Below are 22,065 nucleotides of genomic sequence, written 5' to 3' on the forward strand. Positions count from 1 at the left end.
ATTCCAAGCATCGGGTAAACCATCTAAATCCGCATCAAGATATGCAGCAAATTGATTAGGGAACCCATCTAATATTAAGCCGGAATCGGCGCGGCATTGTGCATCACAGCCTAACGTCCAAGCATCTGGAGCGCCGTCTTGATCGCTGTCTTTGCTGGCAGCAAAATTTAAGGGGTAAACATCAATATCATCTGCCACCCCATCGCCATCACTGTCCCGGTGAATGATGCCATTTAAGTTCAGCGCAGGCAGTTGCTGGTTAGAGCCAAAATCCCAATAAGGTTGGAATACACCATCAGTGTCGGTAACGCCATAGGTATCCCAGTCTTTAAATACCGTAACAGGGCCGTTTAAGCCTTCGGCGGCACCATCTTCACTAACACAGTTGCTATTGGCATAATCAGTATTGGCCATCACCCCACAGCGTAAAGTAGCCAGCTCTAACCCAACATAGCTATTCGCTTCGCTGCTTCGATGACTGGTTAATTGCCCAGAAGCATCCGTGGCCCAGTAATTGTTTTGTAAGGTATTACTTGAGAATGAAAGCACATAACCTAGCAATCCACCCACATATGAAGAGCTTTCTACCCATGCCGTACTTAGATTACCTTCTACTGTGTTGTATGAACCAATACCACCAATCAAACCACCCACATAGTAGCCTTTAGCCAGTACGCGACCACTGACTAAATTAGCGCGAATGACGTTACTACCATAGATAGAACCAACTAGCATGCCGGCATCGGCACCCCGTGAATATATACTTTCTACCAACCCCATCACCGTATTGGCTTCTAAGGTATTATTAACTGAAGCATGCCCTGCCAACCCCCCAACATAATAAATGCCCGCTACATTTACGTCGATCAGCACCAACTGGCGAATGTTCGCTCCATCTATAGTGCCAAACAAACCAATAGGATCAGTATCAGACTGCCGATTTATATATAAATTACGAACCACATGGCCGTTGCCATTAAAACGTGCGTTAAAGGGTCTTTCATATCTATAACCAATAGGCGCCCAACCTGCGCCGTCATTCCAATAATCATCATTGCCATCAATGGCACCATCTTGATTAGTATCAAAATCTAGGTCAGCGGTAAGTTCAAAACCATCACAGCCTGTATTGGGACAACCTGTATTTTCCCCATAAAGTGCTCGCCCAGACAGGCTATAACGAATTGCATTAAGGTCGGCCAGATCATTGATTTCGATAAGGCCATCGTCATCTAAATCGTAATCACTACGACCGGATTCTGCCTGAGCAGTTGAAGCAACAAAAAGCGAGATAAGTGCGGCAACCACAAAGCCGTAGGTGCGACATTCCTTGACGTTTAACATGTGGAAATCTAGTCCTTTAATATTTGGGGGGTATGCTAGCAGCTTTTTCATGGTTTTTCATTTGCCCCAATCAAAATCATAAAAACGATATACAGTGCTTAATCGTACTATTTGAATAATTTTTTAATTGATTTAGCTTCTATCGTTACGACATAATCTCCTAGCTTGTTTATTGCCTAAAAAACACGCAACAACTGAAATCAACTTTACTTGTGAGGCTTCCGTTTTTTTGAATACACTGCGGTTTATTTAAAAACCCAACACGTTCTGCATGTCGTATACGCAAATAGGTTGTACTTTTAGCTAAGCGACGGAGAGATAGCATCTCTGACTAATGCACAATTAAAAGATGCCGATGTGACAGTGGACTTCGCAGGAGAAACCACACCCAATGACGTGGTGAGTATTATTGCCACCGAGCCTCTGACCACGGATGATGATTGGCAAATTTATGAAAAAGGGGAATGGAAATTATGGCAACTGGGCGAGGTCATCAAGCATGGGAAGGTGGATTTATAGCAAGCCCTGCTCTTGAGCTTTCTTGAAGATAATGATGGATTTATCCCACAACAATAATACTAAACCCTTAGTTTTATAATCATCACCCTGCTGAATCTGCTGTAAAAAGTCCCCCGCTTCTACCCAAACCCAATTTGCCCGCTCTGAATAAACCTTGCCTTCACAATTCGGGGTTTCGCTTTTTTGATTTAAAATCACTTCATCTATAAACGGCACGTGCACCACAAAACTCACAAATTTTTTATTGCGCACATAGCTCTTCGATATTTCAATGGGCTGGCTTAAAAAGTGACAAGCTGTTTCTTCATGAAATTCTCTAAGTGCACCTTGCTCTAAGGTTTCGTTTTCTTCTAAACCACCACCGAATGCCCCATAACCGCGATGGGCCGACAACCCTGTGTGGTCCGCCAATAAAATAAAACGTTGCCCGTCTTTCTCTGCATAGGCAATAGCACCTGCGGCAGTGATGGCATCATTTGAGCAACCCGTTAGTCCCACAAGCAACATCAGTAAAATCAATATACGCATAACCTGTTATCCTTAATCATTACCCATTGGTACTTTATCCACTAAATGTGACACGAATCAGAGCGGTTTTAAAGTCAAATAAACTCTCGCCCCCTTTTCGCGAACCCCGTATGATGAAACCACATTTTTAGGGTGCCCAATATGTCCTTTGTATTTGAAGAGATCGACTATCAAGTCACCCCTCGCGGTGCTATCAGCCTGCGTAAACGCTCGGAACCGCGCTTGAATCATAAAGTTCTATACGAAGTGAAAATGAACGACGAGTTTTTAATGTCCAGTTTATTTGTGGAGGCCGAGGTTGAACTATCTAAATTGGGTTTGGCAAAATTTGAAGGTCAAGAGATTGATGTGGTAGTGGGCGGGTTAGGCTTAGGCTACACCGCAAAAGCCGCTTTGGACTTTAAAAATGTGAAAAGCCTATGCGTGGTGGACGTAATGGAGCCAGTGATTCGTTGGCACGAGCAAGGCTTAGTACCTTTAGGTAGTGAACTAACCAACGACCCACGCTGTCGTTACGCCCTCGGGGATTTTTTTGAATTTGCCACCGCAGCCAACACCAATTTTGACGGCAGTAAAGGCAATGCCAAAGTCCATGCTGTACTACTGGATATCGACCATACACCCAGTTACTGGCTCAATCCAGAGAACAGCCGTTTTTACACCACCGAAAGCTTAAACGCCATGAAAGCGAAAATTCATTCAGGGGGCGTATTTGGGTTATGGTCGGATGAAGCGCCAGACGATACGTTTGTGGATGTGTTAAAAACCGTTTTTCCTAAAGTGGAAACACACATGGTGTATTTTGATAACCCATACACAGGCGAGCAATCGTCTAACTCTGTTTATATTGCCCACGTAGATTAAAACCGAAGTATTTTTATACTCCGGTTTTTTAGGTGATAATATTTTTTAGCTTGAAAATTAAAAACCCAAAACATCCTGCATATCATACACGCCATTAGGCTGCGCTTTTAACCAAGCCGCAGCACGTACTGCACCTTTTGCAAAAGTCATACGAGATTGTGCTTTATGGGTAATTTCAACACGCTCACCTTCGGTTGCAAACATGACCGTGTGATCTCCTACTACATCGCCACCACGAATGGTTTCAAAACCAATTTGCTTTTGTGGGCGCGCACCGGTTTGGCCTTCACGACCATATACCGCTACTTCGTTTAAATCCCAATCAAGGGTTTCAGCAATCACCTCACCTAAGCGCAATGCGGTACCAGAAGGAGCATCTACTTTGTGACGGTGATGCATTTCAATAACTTCAATGTCACTGTCGTTGCCCATAACTTTGGCGGCCATACGCAAAAGATTCAAACACAATGTGACACCTACAGAGTAGTTAGGAGCAAATACGATTTGCATTTCTTTGCCAGCGGCTTGCAATGTGGTTTTTTGCTCATCGGTCAGACCCGTTGTGCCAATTACGATGCCTTTGCCATTCGCTTGGCAAAATTCAATATTGTTCATGGTGGTTTCTGGAGCGGTGAAGTCCACAAGAACGTCGAAGTCGTTTACCGCTTCTTCAAGTGAGCCTACCAGTTTTACATCTAGCTTTTTCCCCAAGCCAGCCATCTCACCTGCATCAACCCCTTTCAGGCTGTCATCCGGTAATACGATTCCGGCGCCCAATTTTGCACCGTCGGCAAGATCAGTGGCTTCGATCAATATGCGGCCCATGCGGCCTGCCGCACCAATAATGGCAATACGCGTAGTCATGGTTAAACCTTAATTTACAATAGGATAATTGGTTGGGGATTGTACCTGAATTTTTAGGCATTGGCCTAGGTTACCCGATTTTCTAGAGGCCCTTAAACCAAAAAAAGCGCCTTGAGTTTCCACTAAGGCGCTTTTCAGTAGAGTGCTATTTACTTCAAAGAAGCACGCATCACTTCTAGGCTATCGCCACGCAGATCGAGCTTATTCTTTTTGTAGAAGGCTTTTGGCAATTCAGCAAGCTGCTTAGCAAGGGCTGTGGCACTTTCTAGTAGTTTATCAGCGGGTACTAGCTGATCTAAAAAGCCTGCATCAACTGCTTCAGCTGGAGTGTATTTTTTCGATTGCATAACGGCGATGGTTTGCTCGGTATTGACAATACGATCTTTAATTAAGCTCATTAATACTGGGGTAAACGGCATGCCTATGGCTGTTTCTGGCAGGTTTACTACGTATTCTGAATCGACACCAATACGGTTATCCGATGCCATTAATATAAACGCGCCCATGCCAATAGCATGGCCTTCACAAACGGTGATAACAGGTAAAGGCAGTGAGTACATACGTGTCATTAACACCATGCCTTTTTCTAACATTTGTACTGCCTGATCACCGCCTTTGGCTATTGCTTTTAGGTCGAAGCCCGCTGATAGCATGCCTTCACGGCCTTGAATCACAATGACTTTTGCTTCGGCTTCGGCCTTGTCGAATGCGGCATTCATACCGTCTATGAATTCATGATTCATAGCATTAGCTTTGCCATCGTCTATGTTGATGAATGCAATATCGTCTTTTAGTTGGTAGTCCATGTTTAGTCTCTTTTGAACACAAGCCGTGCTTAATATAATAAAGAGTGTAGCTTGGCTTTTGGTATGAATCATAATTAGGGCTAAATCACGTGATGAACCTCAGGATTCCGCCGATTCGTGCGCCAAAGATTGTACATGATTTGCTAATTCTAGACAGTGTAAAATAGCGCAACAGTGTTGTTATATTCACCCAAATGGGCTGAAATTAGGGCCATAGAAGATAAACAAATAAAAAAAGCCAGAGCAAGGCTCTGGCTAAAAGGTGAATCCCAATACGTTTCGCTCTATTATTTTTATTTTTGAGCGTTTCTGTTACTAAATCATATTGTTATTTTTATAGGGTTTAGTAACAGTATTTATATCTCGTTTAAAATTACTGATAGTTAGCTGTAAAAGTGTAACTAATGGTTTTAACACCAGCTGTTGCACTTGAAAGCACTAGGTTACCAATCATATCCACTGTGGCGGTTCCGCCTGTTAGGGTTGCCGTCGCTGCGCCATCAATGACTGGGTTAAACGTTACGCCATCTACCGCAGCACCCGCAGCCACTGATAAGTCTAATACTTGGCCATCTGTACCGGTAATAGTGAACAAACCCGGTGTTTGTGTGCCTGAACACGACTGACCTGCTGAGCCTGTTAATGCACCGCCTGATGCCATAGTACATGTACCATCTTCAATACCGATTGTTCCAAAATCAATTTGTGTGGTTTCTGCTAATGATAGTGCCGCTAAAACATTAACGTTTGCAGTGGCGGCTAAATCGTCAGCCATTGCAGCAGTTGATAGTAAAGAGGCCGTTGCGAAAGTAAGAAGTAGCTTTTTCATGTTAGTCACCTTTTAAGTAATTTTTTAATTGTTGTTTTAAGTTTTTTTAATCGTACTTAGGTATTGCAGGTGGTGTGCCATTTTTTGTTTTATTATTTTAATAAATGCCTAAATTTTATAAATTATTTTGCATGTAACTTAATGTAGTTTTATGTTTCTGAATTCAAGTATTTTTCTATTTAGGTTTATTTAATATTGTCTTTTAAAATAAGTGGTTAGTGTCGCTAATCGCATTTTTTAAATAAGTGTCAATATCAATTTATTCATAAACAGCTATATTTGTTACAAAAGTATTTCGGACATTTTTTATTCAATACAACACGTAAGGCTTAAAGCGACTAATTCATGTGTGTATTTTGGAAATTTTCAATTGCGTTTTGAAAATTGCAACGCGTTTTGCAATCAATCTAGCTATTAGCCGATACTCTTCCTCGGTACATAATTAAATATCCACACATAGGTTTTTTATCCTAGGTGCTACTTTCGTTATAGGAAGTAAAAAAGCTCTCTGTTATGGCCTCGTAATATCGCATAGCATCAAATATGGGGGTACTAGTAACTGACTCAGACTAGACGCGGATAATTCCGTATTTCCAAGCATATAAAAAACACAGAGTAATGTACTCGTATTGGATAAAGAATAAATAACAAGAGAGTTAAGTTTGAAAAAACAGACTGGGTAAAAGCAAAAAAGCCAGAGCAAAGCTCTGGCATCTTGGTTTATTATTTTTATTATCCAAGTTTATGCGGCCTATTATTTTTATTTTGCGGCCTAAATTTTATAGTGTGATCAATTACTGGTAATTAGCAGTAAATGTATAGCTAATGGTTTTAACACCGGCTGTTGCACTTGAAAGTACAAGATTACCAATCATATCCACTGTGGCGGTTCCCCCAGTTAGAGTTGCCGTCGCTGCTCCATCAATGACTGGGTTAAACGTTACGCCATCTACCGCAGCGCCCGCAGCCACTGATAAATCCAATACTTGGCCATCTGTACCGGTAATAGTGAACAAACCCGGTGTTTGAGTACCTGAACACGACTGACCTGCTGAGCCTGTTAATGCACCGCCTGATGCCATGGTACATGTACCATCTTCAATACCGATTGTACCAAAATCAATTTGTGTGGTTTCTGCTAAAGATAGTGCAGCTAAAACATTAACGTTTGCAGTAGCGGCTAAATCGTCAGCCATTGCAGCAGTTGATAGTAAAGAAGTGGCTGTAAGAGTAAGAAGTAGCTTTTTCATGTTAGTCACCTTTTAAGTAATTTTTTAATTGTTGTTTTAAGTTTTTTTGAATGTACTTGGGTATTGCAGCGGCTGTGCCAATTTTTATAAAAAACGAAATAAATATGACTTCAGGATTATTTTTATTAAGTGTAACTAACTGTAATTACGAGTAAATTAATGTGACATAAATAATTCGCAATAACTTCTTATATTTCAGTCAATTGCGAATTAAGTTTATGAGGATATAGCTAAAAATAGGAAAAAATTAAAAAATAATACAGCAATGTAATCTTAATTAATTTTAGGAAAATTAGTGTAATTTAAAATATTCTAGCATTTATGAAGATAAAGCTTATTTTTGTTATTGCAAATTGCAATTTACGAGGCAAATTCTCTGTAAAATTAGCGTTGAATTATAATATCTTCAACATATATAAGTGACTGATCTGCACTTGCTGAAATAATTATGTCTTTATTCCATTGAATATTAAGTGCATCTTGTACATCTTTTGGAATGACCAACCGATATTCACCGGGGTTAACACCAGTAAACACATAAACTCCATCAAACTCTGAGTATATTTCGTTATGTACTTCACCATCGTCACCTACCAAATGCAGCAAAACTCCTGCCGCAGGTTGAAGGGACTTATTTCGTTGCCAGTGTAACTGCCCTTCCACTTCAAGTGTTTGATACACAGGGTAACTCACATCTGCATTTCCACCAGCATGGCTATAAACATAGATATCAGGATTTTGAGCACGCCAATATGGGTCAGGCAAAGTTGACCCTATTACTGAAATTTTATTTATGCTGCGTGTGGACAACCTTGGCAATATCACTTCACCTTGATCATTTGTTTGTAAGTCCTTCCAAGCATTATTACCTTTAAATGTCACACCTTCTAATGATGGTTCACCTTCATCGTATACACTATTCATGTTTTCATCTAAAAAAGCATGCAAGTGTGCTCGACCATTATCTACCTGATTTTCATTGCTCCAGTGCAGTGGAGCCGCTGACAAACTGAAATTAAAACTAACCGATGCAGTATAATCACCACTTTCATACCATTGACCTGTAAGGTTAATTTTAAATGAAGATAATAATTGAGAGTAAGTAAGTCCCAATTGAGTCGATTTAGTATCACTTGGATTATGAACGGCATCCATTGTCATAATAATTCTCGGATTAATCACCGTACGTACATTTATATTAACGTTTTCGATACTAGAGGTTGGATTAATCTTATAATCACCTTGCAAGCGAAACTTATATTTACTGCCACTTCTAGATGTGTACTTAATATAACCAAAAAATGCATCATCTGTAGAACTAGATATTCGATAATTATTCTGGTTAGTTAACAAGCCCGAAGCCATTTGAAAACTCATCCTATTTTCAACATCTATATTTTCGCTACTATTATTAATATTTTCATGGAGTATTTTCATTCCATGTTGAATATTATTCTGCCATATTTGAAAGTTCCCAACACTCGAAACCTTATATTGTGTAAATTGCGAATGACTATTTCGGTCACTAATTAAATTATCAAAATGTTTAATATTTAAAGTAGTAGGGTAATTAAAGAGTTTTCCTTGGAAACCAAGATTATATCCACGGCCATCTTGATCATCTTGAGCCATTTCTGCTGATACATTCATCATAGGTAAGGCGGTCAATACAGTTAACGTTGAATAGGCTTCCGGATGATCAGGCTGATCATTTTCAAAGTTATGTTTAAAATAACTAATGCCTAAGCTTAATCGCTCGAATAACCCATACCTTACAGATAAACTATTATTTACATACGGATTTGACAAAGTTGGAGGGTCTGAAAATCCTAATAGATTATTGCTTTGATCATAAAAACTAGCTGACCATGTAAGTGTTTTATGCTTTAACATACTACTGCCAACATTGATGGATTCACGGCGTATTTCTATTTCACCTAATGGTCCATAAAGTTTGATATCGAATATATTTTCACCGTAGCCAACATCTACTTGTTCAAATCGATAGCGTCCATCTTGACCCACTTTTAAGAAATCAACCTGAATATTATTTCGATAAAGCTCCACTTCCCAATTTGGTGGTGCATATCCTTCAATTATTCGAGAGCTAAATCCTGATGTTTGATTATCTGTATTTGCACTAAGCCTAATTCCCGCCCCTCCCACTCCATTACTAATTAAGTCATTTGAAACACCATAAACATCACCAATTGATACATCATTCATACCTAAAATAAATACTTCATTTTGAGTAGCAGGCTTTTTATGGAACGTTAACGTAGCAGATTGAGTTGAATCTTCTATTTGAGAGGTTGTCAGTCTTGTTTCAAACCCCAAAAAATCAAAGGCGCTATATAAACGATAGTCATACCGTTTGTTAACATCATTTTCTTGATAGCCAAATCCTGCATCTATGACAGGGGTTCCTAACCAATCATATTGATTAGGTATAATGGCTGCTGGATCAATATCTTGACTTCTTTTTTTACTGGAGGGTTGTTTACGATTTTTTTCTCTTTTTAATTGACCAATTAAAGGCAGAGTCTCATTAGAGGCAACTTTTAATGTTAAATCTTGAAATGATAAACTGGCATTAATTGAAAACCATTTATTAATACATGAAATGGGTGCGTATAAGTCAAATCCATCATTTTGTATAGAGCATGAATCATCGATTTCATACTTTTTTCCTGCGATATAAAGAGTATCAATTTCTAACGAAAACGTGTTTTCTTGTTTAATAAACCATCCCTGAGCCTGCTCTGTTTCAGGATTCACATTAATTGCAAACCTGAGAGCATCAAATAATGGCTGTAAGGGAATTAATGTAACTCCTTCATAACTATAAATAAATAATTCAGTGGATAAGGTGAGTGTTTCAACTTCAACTTTGACAATAAGCAAATAATCTTCATTGATGATATTTTGATTGGTGTCTTGCGCAACTGAATTAAACGTAAAGACAACAGAAAATATAACCAATAACATACATTTATTGATTTTATTTAAACTGTAAGTAAACACCCACATTTATATTTTAACCACAATATTATTTTAATAATAATTGTGCTTCTTCTTGCCCGCCATATGTCGGGTTTTCCTTGAAATTAATAGTAATAGGGGATGATGAAATAGCATCATTTAATATAACAGGCATATGTATTTCACGATACTCCGTAGGAGTGTAGACAGCCATACCATTCAAATATGCAATTCTATTTCCGTTTTGCGTAATAACGATATCCCCATAAATAGAACGAGAACCGCTTCTATTTAGCCTAAAGCTTAAAACGTCCTCTTTGTCATTTTTCCAAAGTGATGCATTCGATAAAGTCACTTTAGCCGACAAATCTCCGTGACGAATAATAATTGGTATGGTTATTTCAACTGTGGCATGAAATGAAACACCGCTTTTTTTCTCCGTCGCTTTTTCAATTTGAGGAATGGATGTAAATAGCAGATGGGAACGATACTCACCTTCGGGTAAATCCCGTTTTTTTCTCAAGGCTAGTCGAATTGTTTGCGGCTCTTGATTTAAATCTTTGCTGATGGACACTCTTCTGGGGGAGTATCGAATCATACCGTCAGCAAATAATTCATTTTCTAAGCCTTGCCCTTTCTCAATAATTTCAAATTTTCCATCAGTACCCATTCTCTGATTTCTTAAGCTAACGCGATACTCTCCGTCATTGTCACCTCGATTTTTTAAAAATACATCCACACTCCTCTGATTCCCCTCGAAAACCACTCGTGTGGGTAATATCTGTAAAACAGACTGGCCATATACCATAAAGCTATAAAAAAAGGTAAGAAATATAAGAAACTGTTTAAGAGTGCGCATGATTAAACTCAAATTAAGGTATTTAACTTTAAGTTTAGCGCCTTATTGATAATTTACCGTCACCACATAAGGGACAGCGTAAGTACCCTCTGTTGGGCTACTGATATTTAACGTACCGACTACCTGAAAACTAGCTGAACCACCTACTAGGTTCTTCGTTTCGTCTCCAACCAATTTAGGTACAAACGTCAACCCTGGAATACTGTGATTGACGCCAACAAATACATCCACCGAACTTCCAGCATCACCGTTAATATTAAATTGTGCAGGCACCTGTGTCCCTGAACAGGTTTGCCCACCTGATGCGATCAATTCCCCGTCATCTTGCATGTGGCAACTACCACTTAAATTAACAATATTACCGAAATTCAATGCACTGGACTCACTAACCTCTAGTGGACTTTGTAGATTGACCTGCGCACTGGCTACTAAGGTTTGTCCCCATAGGGCTTCAGGCACTAATAACAAAATAATGAATCCAGAATACACAGCCTTACTTTTTAGCATATAAAGAGACGCTCGAATGGCTAGGTTTGACTACTTTATTTTAGACTCAGTTAATCCAATTAACCACTGTCTTTAACAACTCTTAACAAGGCAAAACATTTGTTGCAAGTTGCAATATGGCTTTGCAAATGGCAATAAATAACTAAACTAATATTGAGTCTATCGCGAGATGCCCCATGCTAACGTCCAAACAACTGCGCCGCCTCATTATTTTTGAGGTAGATCCAAATAGAATTGAGTCATGGCATAGCAAGCTGAGTAATCTTGATTTTGAAATCCATATTTGCCATTCAACTAGCCAAGTAATGTCTGTTTTACCTACTGATGAAAGCGCCATTGTCGTTTGTGAAATGCGTACCAATGACCAAGAAACACCTAATTTCATTCAGCATATAAAAACACAAAAAGCCCACCATGAGGTTCTAGTCCTCGCATCGCAGAAAGTCTCTGTCATTGTTAGCCTTGCCGTTAGCTGTGGTGCAGATAATGTTCTATTCAAACCCTGTAATAAAAAACGATTACAAGAATCCATAATTGATGCCAGTTTACAGTGCGTACGCCACGAAACTCGTATGATGTATGAACGCCATGTTTTTAAGGAAGGATTTTTAAACTACGTGGGCACCTCTGCCCCTATGATTCAACTTTACCGAAACATTCAAAACGCTGCAATTAGTAATGCTAATGTATTTATCACCGGAGAAAGTGGCACGGGCAAGGACTTATGCGCTCGTGCTATTCATTCCGTTAGTGAGCGAAAAGAGAAAGAAATGGTTTCAATAAATTGTGGCGCTATTTCTCATTCTTTAATGGAGTCAGCCATATTTGGTCACGTAAAAGGTGCTTTTACAGGGGCGGATAGTGCTCGTGAAGGGGCGGCTCAAAAAGCCAGTAACGGGGTATTATTTTTAGACGAAATTGGCGAAATGGATTATGAATTACAAAGTAAATTTTTGCGCCTAGTTCAGCAAGGTGTTCTCAGTCGTGTTGGCTCTGATGACGAAATATTAGTTGATGTCCGTTTTATAAGTGCAACCAATAAAATACCGGATATAATGATCGAAAATAATGAATTCAGAGAGGATCTATTTTATCGCCTTAACACCATTCAAATAGATATCCCGCCTCTTAGAAAACGAGGAAGTGATGCCTTATTAATTGCCGAAAAGTGTCTATTTGACTTCAGCCAACAAGAGAATAAAAGGTTTATAGGTTTCAGTGATGAAGTTATTGAAATAATTAACGATTACACATGGCCCGGTAACGTTCGAGAATTACGTAATGTAATACATAATATTGCTATTAATTATGACGGCCAATGGGTGAAACCCTCTATGATTCCATTAGATATTCATACAGCTTTACTTAATGGAGAAAAGAAAAAAGACATTACCGACGATAAGGTAGAAATCAAGCCAAATACATTTAATCCAAAAGAAATCGTACCATTAAAAGAATTAGAAGACCTAGCAATCAAACATGCCATAGAAATATGTGAAGGCAATATTAATAAGGCGGCTCAATTTTTAGGGGTAGCGCCTTCTACAATCTATAGAAGAATGAGCTAAATGATTGCTTTACCTAACATTATTAAAAATAGCGTAATGGCAATCTGTTTTTTATTTCCACTTTTTAATTATGCCGCACCAAAATTAAAAACCATTACCATATCGGAAGTTACAGCTATTGATTTTGGTACAATTTCTTCTGAAAACGGAATTTGTACAATGCAAAGCGGTGGTAATTTATTAGGGAGCTCAGGGCAAACATGCTCGGGCATTCAAACTCCTGGTGAGTTTGATATTCGCGCCACAAATGGAGAGTTCATGAACCTCAGCGTACAAGGTGGAAGTACACAAGGTCTTACATTTCGTCCTCAAATTGACGGCCCTAGTTTAATCACATTAAGCGGCGGGGCTAATACAGTAGTTATTATTGGTGAGCTTGAACTATTAAATGTTAATCAAGGAAGCTTTAATATTCCTTATACTTTTTCGGCTAATTATGAATAATTTGTTTAACCCTAAAAAATAAAAGCCAGAGCACTCATATTGAGTCTCTGGCTATCCCATATTTTATTTTTATTTTTGTGGGTTAATGTTTTACCGTGCCTTTTATTTTTGTTTTATGGCATTAGCATGTTTAAATTACTGATAGTTAGCTGTAAAAGTGTAACTAATGGTTTTAACACCAGCTGTCGCACTTGAAAGCACTAGGTTACCAATCATATCCACTGTGGCGGTTCCGCCAGTTAGAGTTGCCGTCGCTGCGCCATCAATGACTGGGTTAAACGTTACGCCATCTACCGCAGCACCCGCAGCCACTGATAAGTCTAATACTTGGCCATCTGTACCGGTGATAGTGAACAAACCCGGAGTTTGTGTGCCTGAACACGACTGACCTGCTGAGCCTGTTAATGCACCACCTGATGCCATAGTACATGTACCATCTTCAATACCGATTGTTCCGAAATCAATTTGTGTGGTTTCTGCTAAAGATAGTGCCGCTAAAACATTAACGTTTGCAGTAGCGGCTAAGTCATCAGCCATTGCAGCAGTTGATAGTAAAGAGGCCGTTGCGAAAGTAAGAAGTAGCTTTTTCATGTTTGTCACCTTTTAAGTAATTTTTTAATTGTTGTTTTAAGTTTTTTTGAATCGTACTTAGGTATTGCAGGTGGTGTGCCACTTTTTGTTTTATTATTTTAATAAATTCCTAAATTTTATAAATTATTTTGCATGTAACTTAATGTAGTTTTATGTTTCTGAATTCAAGTATTTTTCTATTTAGGTTTATTTAAAATTGTCTTTTAAAATCAATGGTTAGTGTCGCTAATCGCATTTTTTAAATAAGTGTCAATATCAATTTATTCATAAACAGCTATATTAGTTACAAAAGTATTTCGGACATTTTTTATTCAATACAACACGTAAGGCTTAAAGCGACTAATTTATGTGTGTATTTTGGCAATTTTCAATTGCGTTTTGAAAATTGCAACGCGTTTTGCAATCAATCTAGCTAGCTATTAGCCGATACTCTTCCTCGGTACATATTTAAATATCCACACATGGTTTTTTTATCCTAGGTACTACTTTCGTTATCAGAAGTGAAAGAAGCTCTCTGTTACGGTCTCGTAATAACGCACAGCATCAAATATGGGTGTACTAGTAACTGACTCAGACTAAACGCGGATAATTCCGTATTTCCAAGCATATAAAAAACACAGAGTAATGTACTCGTATTGGATAAAGAATAAATAACAAGAGAGTTAAGTTTGAAAAAACAGACTGGGTAAAAGCAAAAAAGCCAGAGCAAAGCTCTGGCATCTTGGTTTATTATTTTTATTATCCAAGTTTATGCGGCCTATTATTTTTATTTTGCGGCCTAAATTTTATAGTGTGATCAATTACTGGTAATTAGCAGTAAATGTATAGCTAATGGTTTTAACACCGGCTGTTGCACTTGAAAGTACAAGGTTACCAATCATATCTACTGTGGCGGTTCCGCCTGTTAGAGTTGCCGTCGCTGCTCCATCAATGACTGGGTTAAACGTTACGCCATCTACCGCAGCGCCCGCAGCCACTGATAAATCCAATACTTGGCCATCTGTACCGGTGATAGTGAACAAACCCGGTGTTTGAGTACCTGAACACGACTGACCTGCTGAGCCTGTTAATGCACCGCCTGATGCCATGGTACATGTACCATCTTCAATACCGATTGTACCAAAATCAATTTGTGTGGTTTCTGCTAAAGATAGTGCAGCTAAAACATTAACGTTTGCAGTAGCGGCTAAATCGTCAGCCATTGCAGCAGTTGATAGTAAAGAGGCCGTTGCGAAAGTAAGAAGTAGCTTTTTCATGTTAGTCACCTTTTAAGTAATTTTTTAATTGTTGTTTTACGTTTTTTTGAATGTACTTGGGTATTGCAGCGGCTGTGCCAAAAAATATTTTTAGCGTCTACCAACACCTGAAAATTAAAAAATAAAACCTTATAGTATCGGCGAATATCTTGATCACTAGGCTGCGTCAAATAAATGGTCAAAATATGCCATTTAAAAACACAAACTTAGGAGGACTTTTGTTAAGTATGACTGAAGCGTCAATATAAAATCGGGGAATGCTTAACTGAAAAAATATTAAAAAATGAAGCGTTTAAATTGATTGGAAAAGTGAAATGCAAATAAAATAGGAGAATTGGAGTGCTTAACCTAATTGCAATTTGCAAATAGCAGTGCAAATTGCAATTTAGACACTTCCACACGGACAGATGGATTGCACATCACTAACCCATCTTTTAGATCATCGCTCTAATAGTTATTAAAATGAAACGGTCACTCTGAATCTAGATCAGAATTCATAATTGCAGTACATTTTGAACCAACCCCTTGGCAAGGACCGTCGACTACATATGTGGCTTTCTTATTACAGCCTTTTACGCCAAAAACCCTATCTCCAAGTTGAGTAACGTTTAACTTATATTGACTACAATCCAAATCAAATGTAGCTCGATTTGTTACAGAGTCTTTCATAAGGGCGGTACAACCACTAAGGGTGATCCCTAGGCCAACAATAAATAATAGCTTTTTCATTAAACGTTACACTTCCATGGAGGGATTAGAAGCTTTCTACTATATCAAAAGCTATCTAATAGATAAAAAAGAAATAAAGACTATCCTAAATAAAATCTGTTCATTAACCCACTGAAAATAACACCAAGACAGTTGAAACACATCTCAGCGTATAAACGAAAGTTAGAGAAAGAATCTATTTAAATGTTGGGTAGGGGGCAATCAGAGAGCGAAGGGTTATGAATAAAGTTCTAACTACTGGGATAAGCCCGTCATGAGCGATGACTAGGGGCGAAGAGCAGATTGCGAAGCCCATGAGTGTATATGCAATACATGATTGGGCTGAGCAATCTGCTCGACAATACCTAGTCGAGCACAGTAGGGATTACTCAAAGAAGGTTTTCACATTATCAAACCAGCTCTTCTTCTTTGGGCTGTGTTTGTCACCACCCTTCAAACTTGCTTGAAACTCTTTGAGTATTTTTTTCTGGTGCTCGGTTAGCTTAACCGGCGTTTCCACCATTACACGGCATAGCAAATCACCTTGGGCACCTCCACGAACCGGCACCACGCCTTTACCACGTAGGCGAAAGAGTTTACCGCTTTGGGTTTCAGCTGGAATTTTTAAATTCACACGCCCATCCAATGTTGGTACTTCAATTTCACCGCCCAATGCCGCATCAGCAATACTGATTGGTACATCACAATATAAATTACGACCGTCACGCTCAAAAATAGAATGAGGCTTTATATGTGTCTCTACATATAAATCACCAGCTGGACCACCATGAGGACCAGCTTCACCTTCTCCGCTTAAACGAATACGATCGCCGTTATCTACACCGGCAGGTACTTTCACATTAAGGGTTTTGGTTTCTTCTTTAACACCTTGACCATGGCAAGAGCCACATGGGTCTTTAATAATAGTGCCTTGTCCGCGACATGTAGGACACGCTTGCTGCACAGAGAAAAAGCCCTGTTGCATACGTACTTGGCCCTGTCCATGACAGGTATTACAAGTAACAGGTGTGGAGCCATCTTTGGCACCGGAACCATCACACGTACCGCAATTAACTAAGGTAGGTACACGAATTTTAACTTCCGCGCCTTTTACCGCTTGCTCTAGGGTGAGGTCCAAATTGTATTTCAGGTCGCTGCCACGTTGCGGGCCGCTGCGCCCTCCTCGGCCACCACCACCAAAGATGTCGCCGAATACATCACCAAAGATGTCGCTGAAGTTTCCGTTACCACCACCAAAACCACCACCGGCTTGGCCGTCTACGCCTGCGTGACCATATTGATCATATGCAGCACGCTTTTCTTGATCGCTTAGAATCTCATAAGCTTCTGTGGCTTCTTTAAATTTTTCATCAGCGTCTTTATCATCCGGGTTTCTATCCGGGTGATACTTCATGGCCAACTTACGGTACGCACGCTTCACTTCTTTTGCGTCTGCGCCTTTGTCGACACCCAGTATTTCGTAAAAATCACGTTTTGACATAATTCATCCGTAAGATGTGAGACGCAAGACGGGAGAAGGAGCTGCGTCACCACATCTCACTTCTCCCGTTTCACATCTAACGTTGGTTATTTGTTGTCTTTTACTTCTTCAAATTCAGCATCAACAACATCGTCATCTTTACCAGCTTCTTGTTGCTCACCGGCTTCACCAGCTTGCTGAGCTGCAGCTTGTTCTGCATACATCTTTTGAGCTAGACCAGAAGACGCTTCTGTAAGTTTTGTAGTAGCCGCTTCGATGGCGTCTTTGTCGTCACCTTTTAATGCTTCTTCTACATCAGCAATTGCCGCTTCGATAGCCGCTTTTTCTTCTTCAGTGGCTTTATCGCCTGCTTCTTCTAAGGTTTTCTTAGTTGCGTGAACCATGCCATCAGCTGTGTTACGCACTTGGATCATTTCTTCGAACTTTTTATCCGCTTCAGCGTTTGCTTCTGCGTCTTGTACCATTTGTTCGATTTCATCATCGCTCAAACCAGAAGAGGCTTTAATCACAATAGATTGCTCTTTACCAGTAGCTTTGTCTTTTGCGTTTACATTCAAGATACCGTTTGCATCGATGTCGAATGTTACTTCAATTTGTGGCATGCCACGTGGCGCAGCAGGAATGTCCGATAAGTCGAAACGACCTAGAGATTTGTTTTGCGCCGCTTGTTTACGCTCACCTTGAACCACGTGAATGGTTACCGCAGATTGGTTGTCATCCGCTGTTGAGAACACTTGAGATTTCTTAGTAGGAATCGTTGTGTTTTTCTCAATCAGTGCGGTAGCAACACCACCCATGGTTTCGATACCCAGTGTTAGAGGCGTTACGTCTAAAAGAAGTACGTCTTTAACATCACCAGAAAGTACCGCACCTTGAAGAGCTGCACCCATGGCAACCGCTTCGTCTGGGTTTACATCTTTACGTGGCTCTTTACCGAAGAAATCAGTCACAGATTTTTGTACTAGTGGCATACGAGTTTGGCCACCAACCAAAATCACTTCGTCGATTTCTGAAGCGCTTAGGCCTGAGTCTTTAAGTGCTAACTCACAAGGCTTAAGTGAATTTTTAACAAGATCTTCAACCAAAGACTCAAGTTTGGCACGAGTTACTTTCACATTTAAGTGTTTAGGGCCTGTGGCATCTGCTGTGATGTAAGGTAGGTTTACATCAGTTTGAGAGGCAGAAGACAATTCAACTTTTGCTTTTTCAGCAGCTTCTTTTAGACGCTGCATAGCAAGAGGGTCACCTGTTAGATCCATACCTGAATCTTTTTTGAATTCAGCGGCTAAAAATTCGATTAAACGCATATCGAAATCTTCACCACCTAAGAAGGTATCACCGTTTGTGGCCAATACTTCAAATTGTTTTTCACCGTCAACGTCAGCCACTTCGATGATTGAGATATCAAATGTACCACCACCAAGGTCGTATACAGCGATGGTACGATCACCACCAGTTTTATCCATGCCGTAAGCAAGGGCTGCAGCAGTTGGTTCGTTGATGATGCGCTTAACATCAAGACCCGCAATTTTACCTGCATCTTTTGTTGCTTGACGTTGTGCATCGTTAAAGTATGCAGGAACCGTAATAACCGCTTCTGTTACTGACTCGCCAAGATAATCTTCAGCGGTCTTTTTCATTTTCTTAAGTACTTCGGCAGAAATTTGTGGTGGCGCGTATTTCTCGCCTTTCACTTCCACCCAAGCATCGCCATTGTCGGCTTTAGTAATGGTATATGGCACCATTTTAATGTCTTTTTGTACAACATCGTCTTCGAAACGACGACCGATAAGACGCTTAATAGCAAAAAGCGTATTAGTTGGGTTAGTCACCGCCTGACGTTTTGCAGGCTGACCTACTAAAATTTCACCATCTTCAGCGTAAGCGATGATAGATGGGGTAGTACGATCACCCTCTGCGTTTTCAATTACGCGAGTCTTTTCGCCATCCAGTACAGACAAACAAGAGTTTGTTGTGCCTAAATCGATACCAATGATTTTACCCATAATGTTTTCTCCAATCTCAATTCGTAAGAGCGCTGGCTCTTGTTTGCTCAGTGAGCGTTAATCGTTTGCTTAACCCTAATGTGGGTATGGCTATTTCTATTTCAAGGGCGACTCATGAAATTTTATTAATTCAGCCCTGTTAACTACATCAATTTACTGCCTATGCTTGCTCATCTACTTTAGCAGCGGGCTTTGACACAACGACCATTGCTGGACGTAACAAACGGCCATGATTGGTATAGCCTTTTTGAACCACATTTAATACCGTATTTGGCTCGGCATCTGGGGCTTCAACCATGGAAATAGCTTGGTGTAGCTCAGGGTCAAACGGATGACCTTCTGGGTTTACTTGCTCAACTTTGAACTTAGTCAGAGTATCTATGAGGCTCTTTTGCGTCATTTCAATCCCTTCTAAAAACGGCTTAACCACTTCATCATCAGGGCTCATTGCCATAGCACGCTCTAGGTTATCCGCTACATTTAGCAATTCGCGGGCAAACTTTTCAGTACCAAACTTATGGGCTTTTTCCACGTCGACTTCTGCGCGGCGACGGACATTTTGAGTATCCGCATGGGCACGAAGTACCTCTTCTTTTAATTTGGCCACTTCTTCTTGAAGCGCTGCTAGCTGATCATCGCTTTGTGTATCTGCCTGTTCAGCTTGCTCTACTTGGGCTTCAACTTCTTCGGATTCCACTTCGGGAGTGATGTTTTCCTGATCTGACATTCGTCTCTCCAGCACAAAGATCATTATTAATAACGTTTGCCCTTATATGGGGATGGAAAAAACAGTTTCAAGAACTTTACAAACACAAATTTACTGTATAAATTAACAGGTGTACAAAATAACAGGGGTTTAGCAACATGTTGGCGCACATATCAATTAAGGATTTCACCATTGTCGACAGCCTAGAACTGGACTTAAGCTCTGGCTTTAGCGCCGTCACCGGTGAAACAGGTGCGGGGAAATCCATCATGCTGGATGCTCTAAGTCTCGCCACTGGTGGTAAAGCAGAAGCCAGCCATGTACGCCCTGGCGCAAATAAGGCTGAAATTTATGCCTGCTTTGAGCTACACAATAAACCCAAACTACAAGCTTGGCTTGACGACAATGACATGACAGGAGATCAAGACCAGCTGATTCTATCGCGCATCATTACAGGTGAAGGCCGTAGCCGTGGCTACATCAATGGCCGCCCAGCACCCTTACAACAACTGAAAGAAGTGGGCAATCAGCTACTCGACATCCATGGCCAACATGCCCATCAGGTGTTGCTACACAAAGACTCCCCTCGAAACCTACTTGATGATTACGGTAAATATTCCGATCTATTAGACACAGTTAAAACTAGCTTTGAAAAATGGCAAGACCTTAAAAAACGTGTGAACTGCCTACAAAATCAAAGCGATGACGCCCTTGCACGTATTCAATTACTGGAATACCAAGTTCAAGAGCTAGATGCATTAGACTTACAAACTGATGAAGTAGAAGCTTTAGAACTTGATCAAAAACGCCTTGCGAATGCTGAAACTCACCTACTAAGTGCCCAACAAGCATTGTTCCTATGCAAAAATGATGATGATCAAGGAGACGCACACCAAGCTATTCAGCAATCCCTTCAAAAGCTTGATCCTTTCATCGACAGCAGCCCTTCACTGGCAAGCGCCCATGAGTTGCTAAATCAAGCTTACCTTGTAATGAGTGAAGCTTCCGATGAACTGGGCCGCTACATCGATAACTTTGAAGTAGACCCACTTCAACTACAAAATGTCGAAGAGCGTCTGAACGCCATTTACGAACTTGCCAGAAAACACAAAGTACGCCCTGAAGAATTGACCCTATTACATGAACAACTAGCTGACGAATTAAAGCAACTAAAAGGGCAAGACCAATCCTTAGATGAACTAATCATCGCCTTGGAGCAAGCCGAGCAAGATTATAGTGGCCATAGCCAAGCACTGAGCAGTGCGCGCAATAAAGCCGCCGAAAAACTACGCTCTGCATTATTAAAACAGTTGAAACAACTGGCCTTAGATAAAGCTCAAGTTAAATTTGAAATACATAGCCAGCCCATACATAAAGCCACAAAACACGGCATGGACACCATTCAACTGTTAGTCAGTTTTAATCCTGGGCAGGCGCTGCAACCCTTACAAAAAGTAGCTTCAGGAGGTGAGTTGTCGCGCATTAGCTTAGCTTTACAAATCCTGATTCAAAAAGGCCCTGCCACATTAATTTTTGATGAAATTGATGTAGGAGTAGGCGGAGCCACTGCCGAGAGAATGGGTCGATTACTAAAACAATTAGGGGAGCATAAGCAAGTCATTAGCGTCACTCACCAACCACAAGTTGCCTCACTTGCTCATCAGCATCTATTGGTAAACAAATTGAGCGGCAAACAGCAAACTCGCACTCAAATTAGAACCCTGAGCCCTGAGCAAAGACAACAAGAACTTGCGCGCATGCTAGGCGGACTAGAAATAACCGATTTAACCCTTGCCCATGCCAAAGATATGCTAATGGCCGCGCAAGCTTAAAAGAATTTGGCAATCGCCAAACCGACTCTGTGTGGACGGAGACCCAAGGATGGGACATGACAAGCCCAGCATCTTGTCTGCCTGCTTGAACTTAATGGAAT

The 22,065-nt window shown here is 40.3% G+C and carries 19 protein-coding genes and 1 pseudogene; 5 read left to right on the forward strand and 15 right to left on the reverse strand.

Translation table 11 applies throughout. The annotated features are described in order from the left end of the window. Positions 1-1,344, reverse strand: a pseudogene (locus tag ABWV45_RS13700) (hypothetical protein); the annotation flags it as partial. A gap of 357 nt (positions 1,345-1,701) precedes the next feature. Here ABWV45_RS13700 and ABWV45_RS13705 point away from each other — a divergent pair. Beyond that, the gene (locus ABWV45_RS13705) at positions 1,702-1,863 is read left to right on the forward strand and encodes a class II glutamine amidotransferase (protein WP_502914684.1); all 162 of its coding nucleotides are present in this window, start codon (positions 1,702-1,704) and stop codon (positions 1,861-1,863) included. On the opposite strand, the gene ABWV45_RS13710 is transcribed toward ABWV45_RS13705, so the two are convergent. After that, positions 1,858-2,391, reverse strand: a complete 534-nt coding sequence (locus ABWV45_RS13710) for an NUDIX domain-containing protein (RefSeq protein WP_353352283.1) — start codon at positions 2,389-2,391, stop codon at positions 1,858-1,860. The genes ABWV45_RS13705 and ABWV45_RS13710 overlap by 6 nt on opposite strands. Positions 2,392-2,532: 141 nt before the next feature. Between ABWV45_RS13710 and ABWV45_RS13715 the strand changes: the two genes are divergently transcribed. Then, entirely contained in the window at positions 2,533-3,255 is a 723-nt protein-coding gene (locus tag ABWV45_RS13715; RefSeq protein ID WP_353352284.1) for a polyamine aminopropyltransferase, read from the forward strand. Positions 3,256-3,312: 57 nt separating this feature from the next. On the opposite strand, the gene dapB is transcribed toward ABWV45_RS13715, so the two are convergent. The 7 genes from dapB to ABWV45_RS13750 all read right to left on the reverse strand — a co-directional run bounded on the left by dapB (position 3,313) and on the right by ABWV45_RS13750 (position 11,352). Beyond that, positions 3,313-4,119: a 4-hydroxy-tetrahydrodipicolinate reductase gene (gene dapB, locus ABWV45_RS13720; protein WP_353352285.1), complete on the reverse strand. Its 807-nt coding sequence runs from the start codon at positions 4,117-4,119 to the stop codon at positions 3,313-3,315. A gap of 149 nt (positions 4,120-4,268) precedes the next feature. Beyond that, the gene (locus ABWV45_RS13725) at positions 4,269-4,925 is read right to left on the reverse strand and encodes a crotonase/enoyl-CoA hydratase family protein (protein ID WP_353352286.1); all 657 of its coding nucleotides are present in this window, start codon (positions 4,923-4,925) and stop codon (positions 4,269-4,271) included. Between the two features lie 373 nt (positions 4,926-5,298). Further along, positions 5,299-5,754, reverse strand: coding sequence for a hypothetical protein (locus ABWV45_RS13730; RefSeq protein ID WP_353352287.1), 456 nt, complete (start codon positions 5,752-5,754; stop codon positions 5,299-5,301). A gap of 794 nt (positions 5,755-6,548) precedes the next feature. After that, entirely contained in the window at positions 6,549-7,004 is a 456-nt protein-coding gene (locus ABWV45_RS13735) for a hypothetical protein (protein WP_353352288.1), read from the reverse strand. Between the two features lie 384 nt (positions 7,005-7,388). After that, positions 7,389-9,992 carry a hypothetical protein gene (locus ABWV45_RS13740; protein WP_353352289.1) on the reverse strand — a complete coding sequence of 868 codons (2,604 nt, stop codon included), beginning with the start codon at positions 9,990-9,992 and terminating at the stop codon, positions 7,389-7,391. A 61-nt stretch (positions 9,993-10,053) separates the two neighbouring features. Then, positions 10,054-10,725 carry a fimbrial biogenesis chaperone gene (locus ABWV45_RS13745; protein ID WP_353352290.1) on the reverse strand — a complete coding sequence of 224 codons (672 nt, stop codon included), beginning with the start codon at positions 10,723-10,725 and terminating at the stop codon, positions 10,054-10,056. Between the two features lie 162 nt (positions 10,726-10,887). Next, a complete protein-coding gene (locus ABWV45_RS13750; RefSeq protein ID WP_353352291.1) occupies positions 10,888-11,352 on the reverse strand; it encodes a DUF4402 domain-containing protein in 465 nt (154 codons plus the stop codon). A 176-nt stretch (positions 11,353-11,528) separates the two neighbouring features. On the opposite strand from ABWV45_RS13750, the gene ABWV45_RS13755 reads away from it, so the two are divergent. Together ABWV45_RS13755 and ABWV45_RS13760 are read left to right on the forward strand one after the other, a co-directional pair. Then, complete coding sequence (locus ABWV45_RS13755; RefSeq protein WP_353352292.1) at positions 11,529-12,920, forward strand: sigma-54-dependent transcriptional regulator; 1,392 nt, start codon at positions 11,529-11,531, stop codon at positions 12,918-12,920. Further along, entirely contained in the window at positions 12,921-13,364 is a 444-nt protein-coding gene (locus tag ABWV45_RS13760; protein ID WP_353352293.1) for a DUF4402 domain-containing protein, read from the forward strand. A gap of 135 nt (positions 13,365-13,499) precedes the next feature. On the opposite strand, the gene ABWV45_RS13765 is transcribed toward ABWV45_RS13760, so the two are convergent. The 6 genes from ABWV45_RS13765 to grpE form a co-directional block, all read right to left on the reverse strand. Continuing rightward, positions 13,500-13,955: a hypothetical protein gene (locus ABWV45_RS13765; RefSeq protein ID WP_353352287.1), complete on the reverse strand. Its 456-nt coding sequence runs from the start codon at positions 13,953-13,955 to the stop codon at positions 13,500-13,502. Between the two features lie 800 nt (positions 13,956-14,755). Next, positions 14,756-15,211 (reverse strand): hypothetical protein, encoded by a 456-nt coding sequence (locus ABWV45_RS13770; protein WP_353352287.1) that lies wholly within the window; start codon positions 15,209-15,211, stop codon positions 14,756-14,758. A gap of 471 nt (positions 15,212-15,682) precedes the next feature. After that, entirely contained in the window at positions 15,683-15,940 is a 258-nt protein-coding gene (locus ABWV45_RS13775; RefSeq protein WP_353352294.1) for a hypothetical protein, read from the reverse strand. A 364-nt stretch (positions 15,941-16,304) separates the two neighbouring features. After that, on the reverse strand, positions 16,305-17,420 hold the full coding sequence (gene dnaJ / locus ABWV45_RS13780; RefSeq protein ID WP_353352295.1) for a molecular chaperone DnaJ: 1,116 nt from the start codon (positions 17,418-17,420) through the stop codon (positions 16,305-16,307). 86 nt (positions 17,421-17,506) lie between these two features. Next, a complete protein-coding gene (gene dnaK, locus ABWV45_RS13785; RefSeq protein ID WP_353352296.1) occupies positions 17,507-19,426 on the reverse strand; it encodes a molecular chaperone DnaK in 1,920 nt (639 codons plus the stop codon). Between the two features lie 160 nt (positions 19,427-19,586). After that, entirely contained in the window at positions 19,587-20,153 is a 567-nt protein-coding gene (gene grpE, locus ABWV45_RS13790; RefSeq protein ID WP_353352297.1) for a nucleotide exchange factor GrpE, read from the reverse strand. Between the two features lie 137 nt (positions 20,154-20,290). Here grpE and recN point away from each other — a divergent pair, with 137 nt between their 5' ends. Next, a complete protein-coding gene (recN, locus tag ABWV45_RS13795) occupies positions 20,291-21,964 on the forward strand; it encodes a DNA repair protein RecN (RefSeq protein ID WP_353352298.1) in 1,674 nt (557 codons plus the stop codon). Positions 21,965-22,065 lie beyond the last annotated feature (101 nt).

The sequence above is a fragment of the Oceaniserpentilla sp. 4NH20-0058 genome (assembly GCF_040371755.1).
Lineage (GTDB): Bacteria > Pseudomonadota > Gammaproteobacteria > Pseudomonadales > Oceanobacteraceae > Bermanella.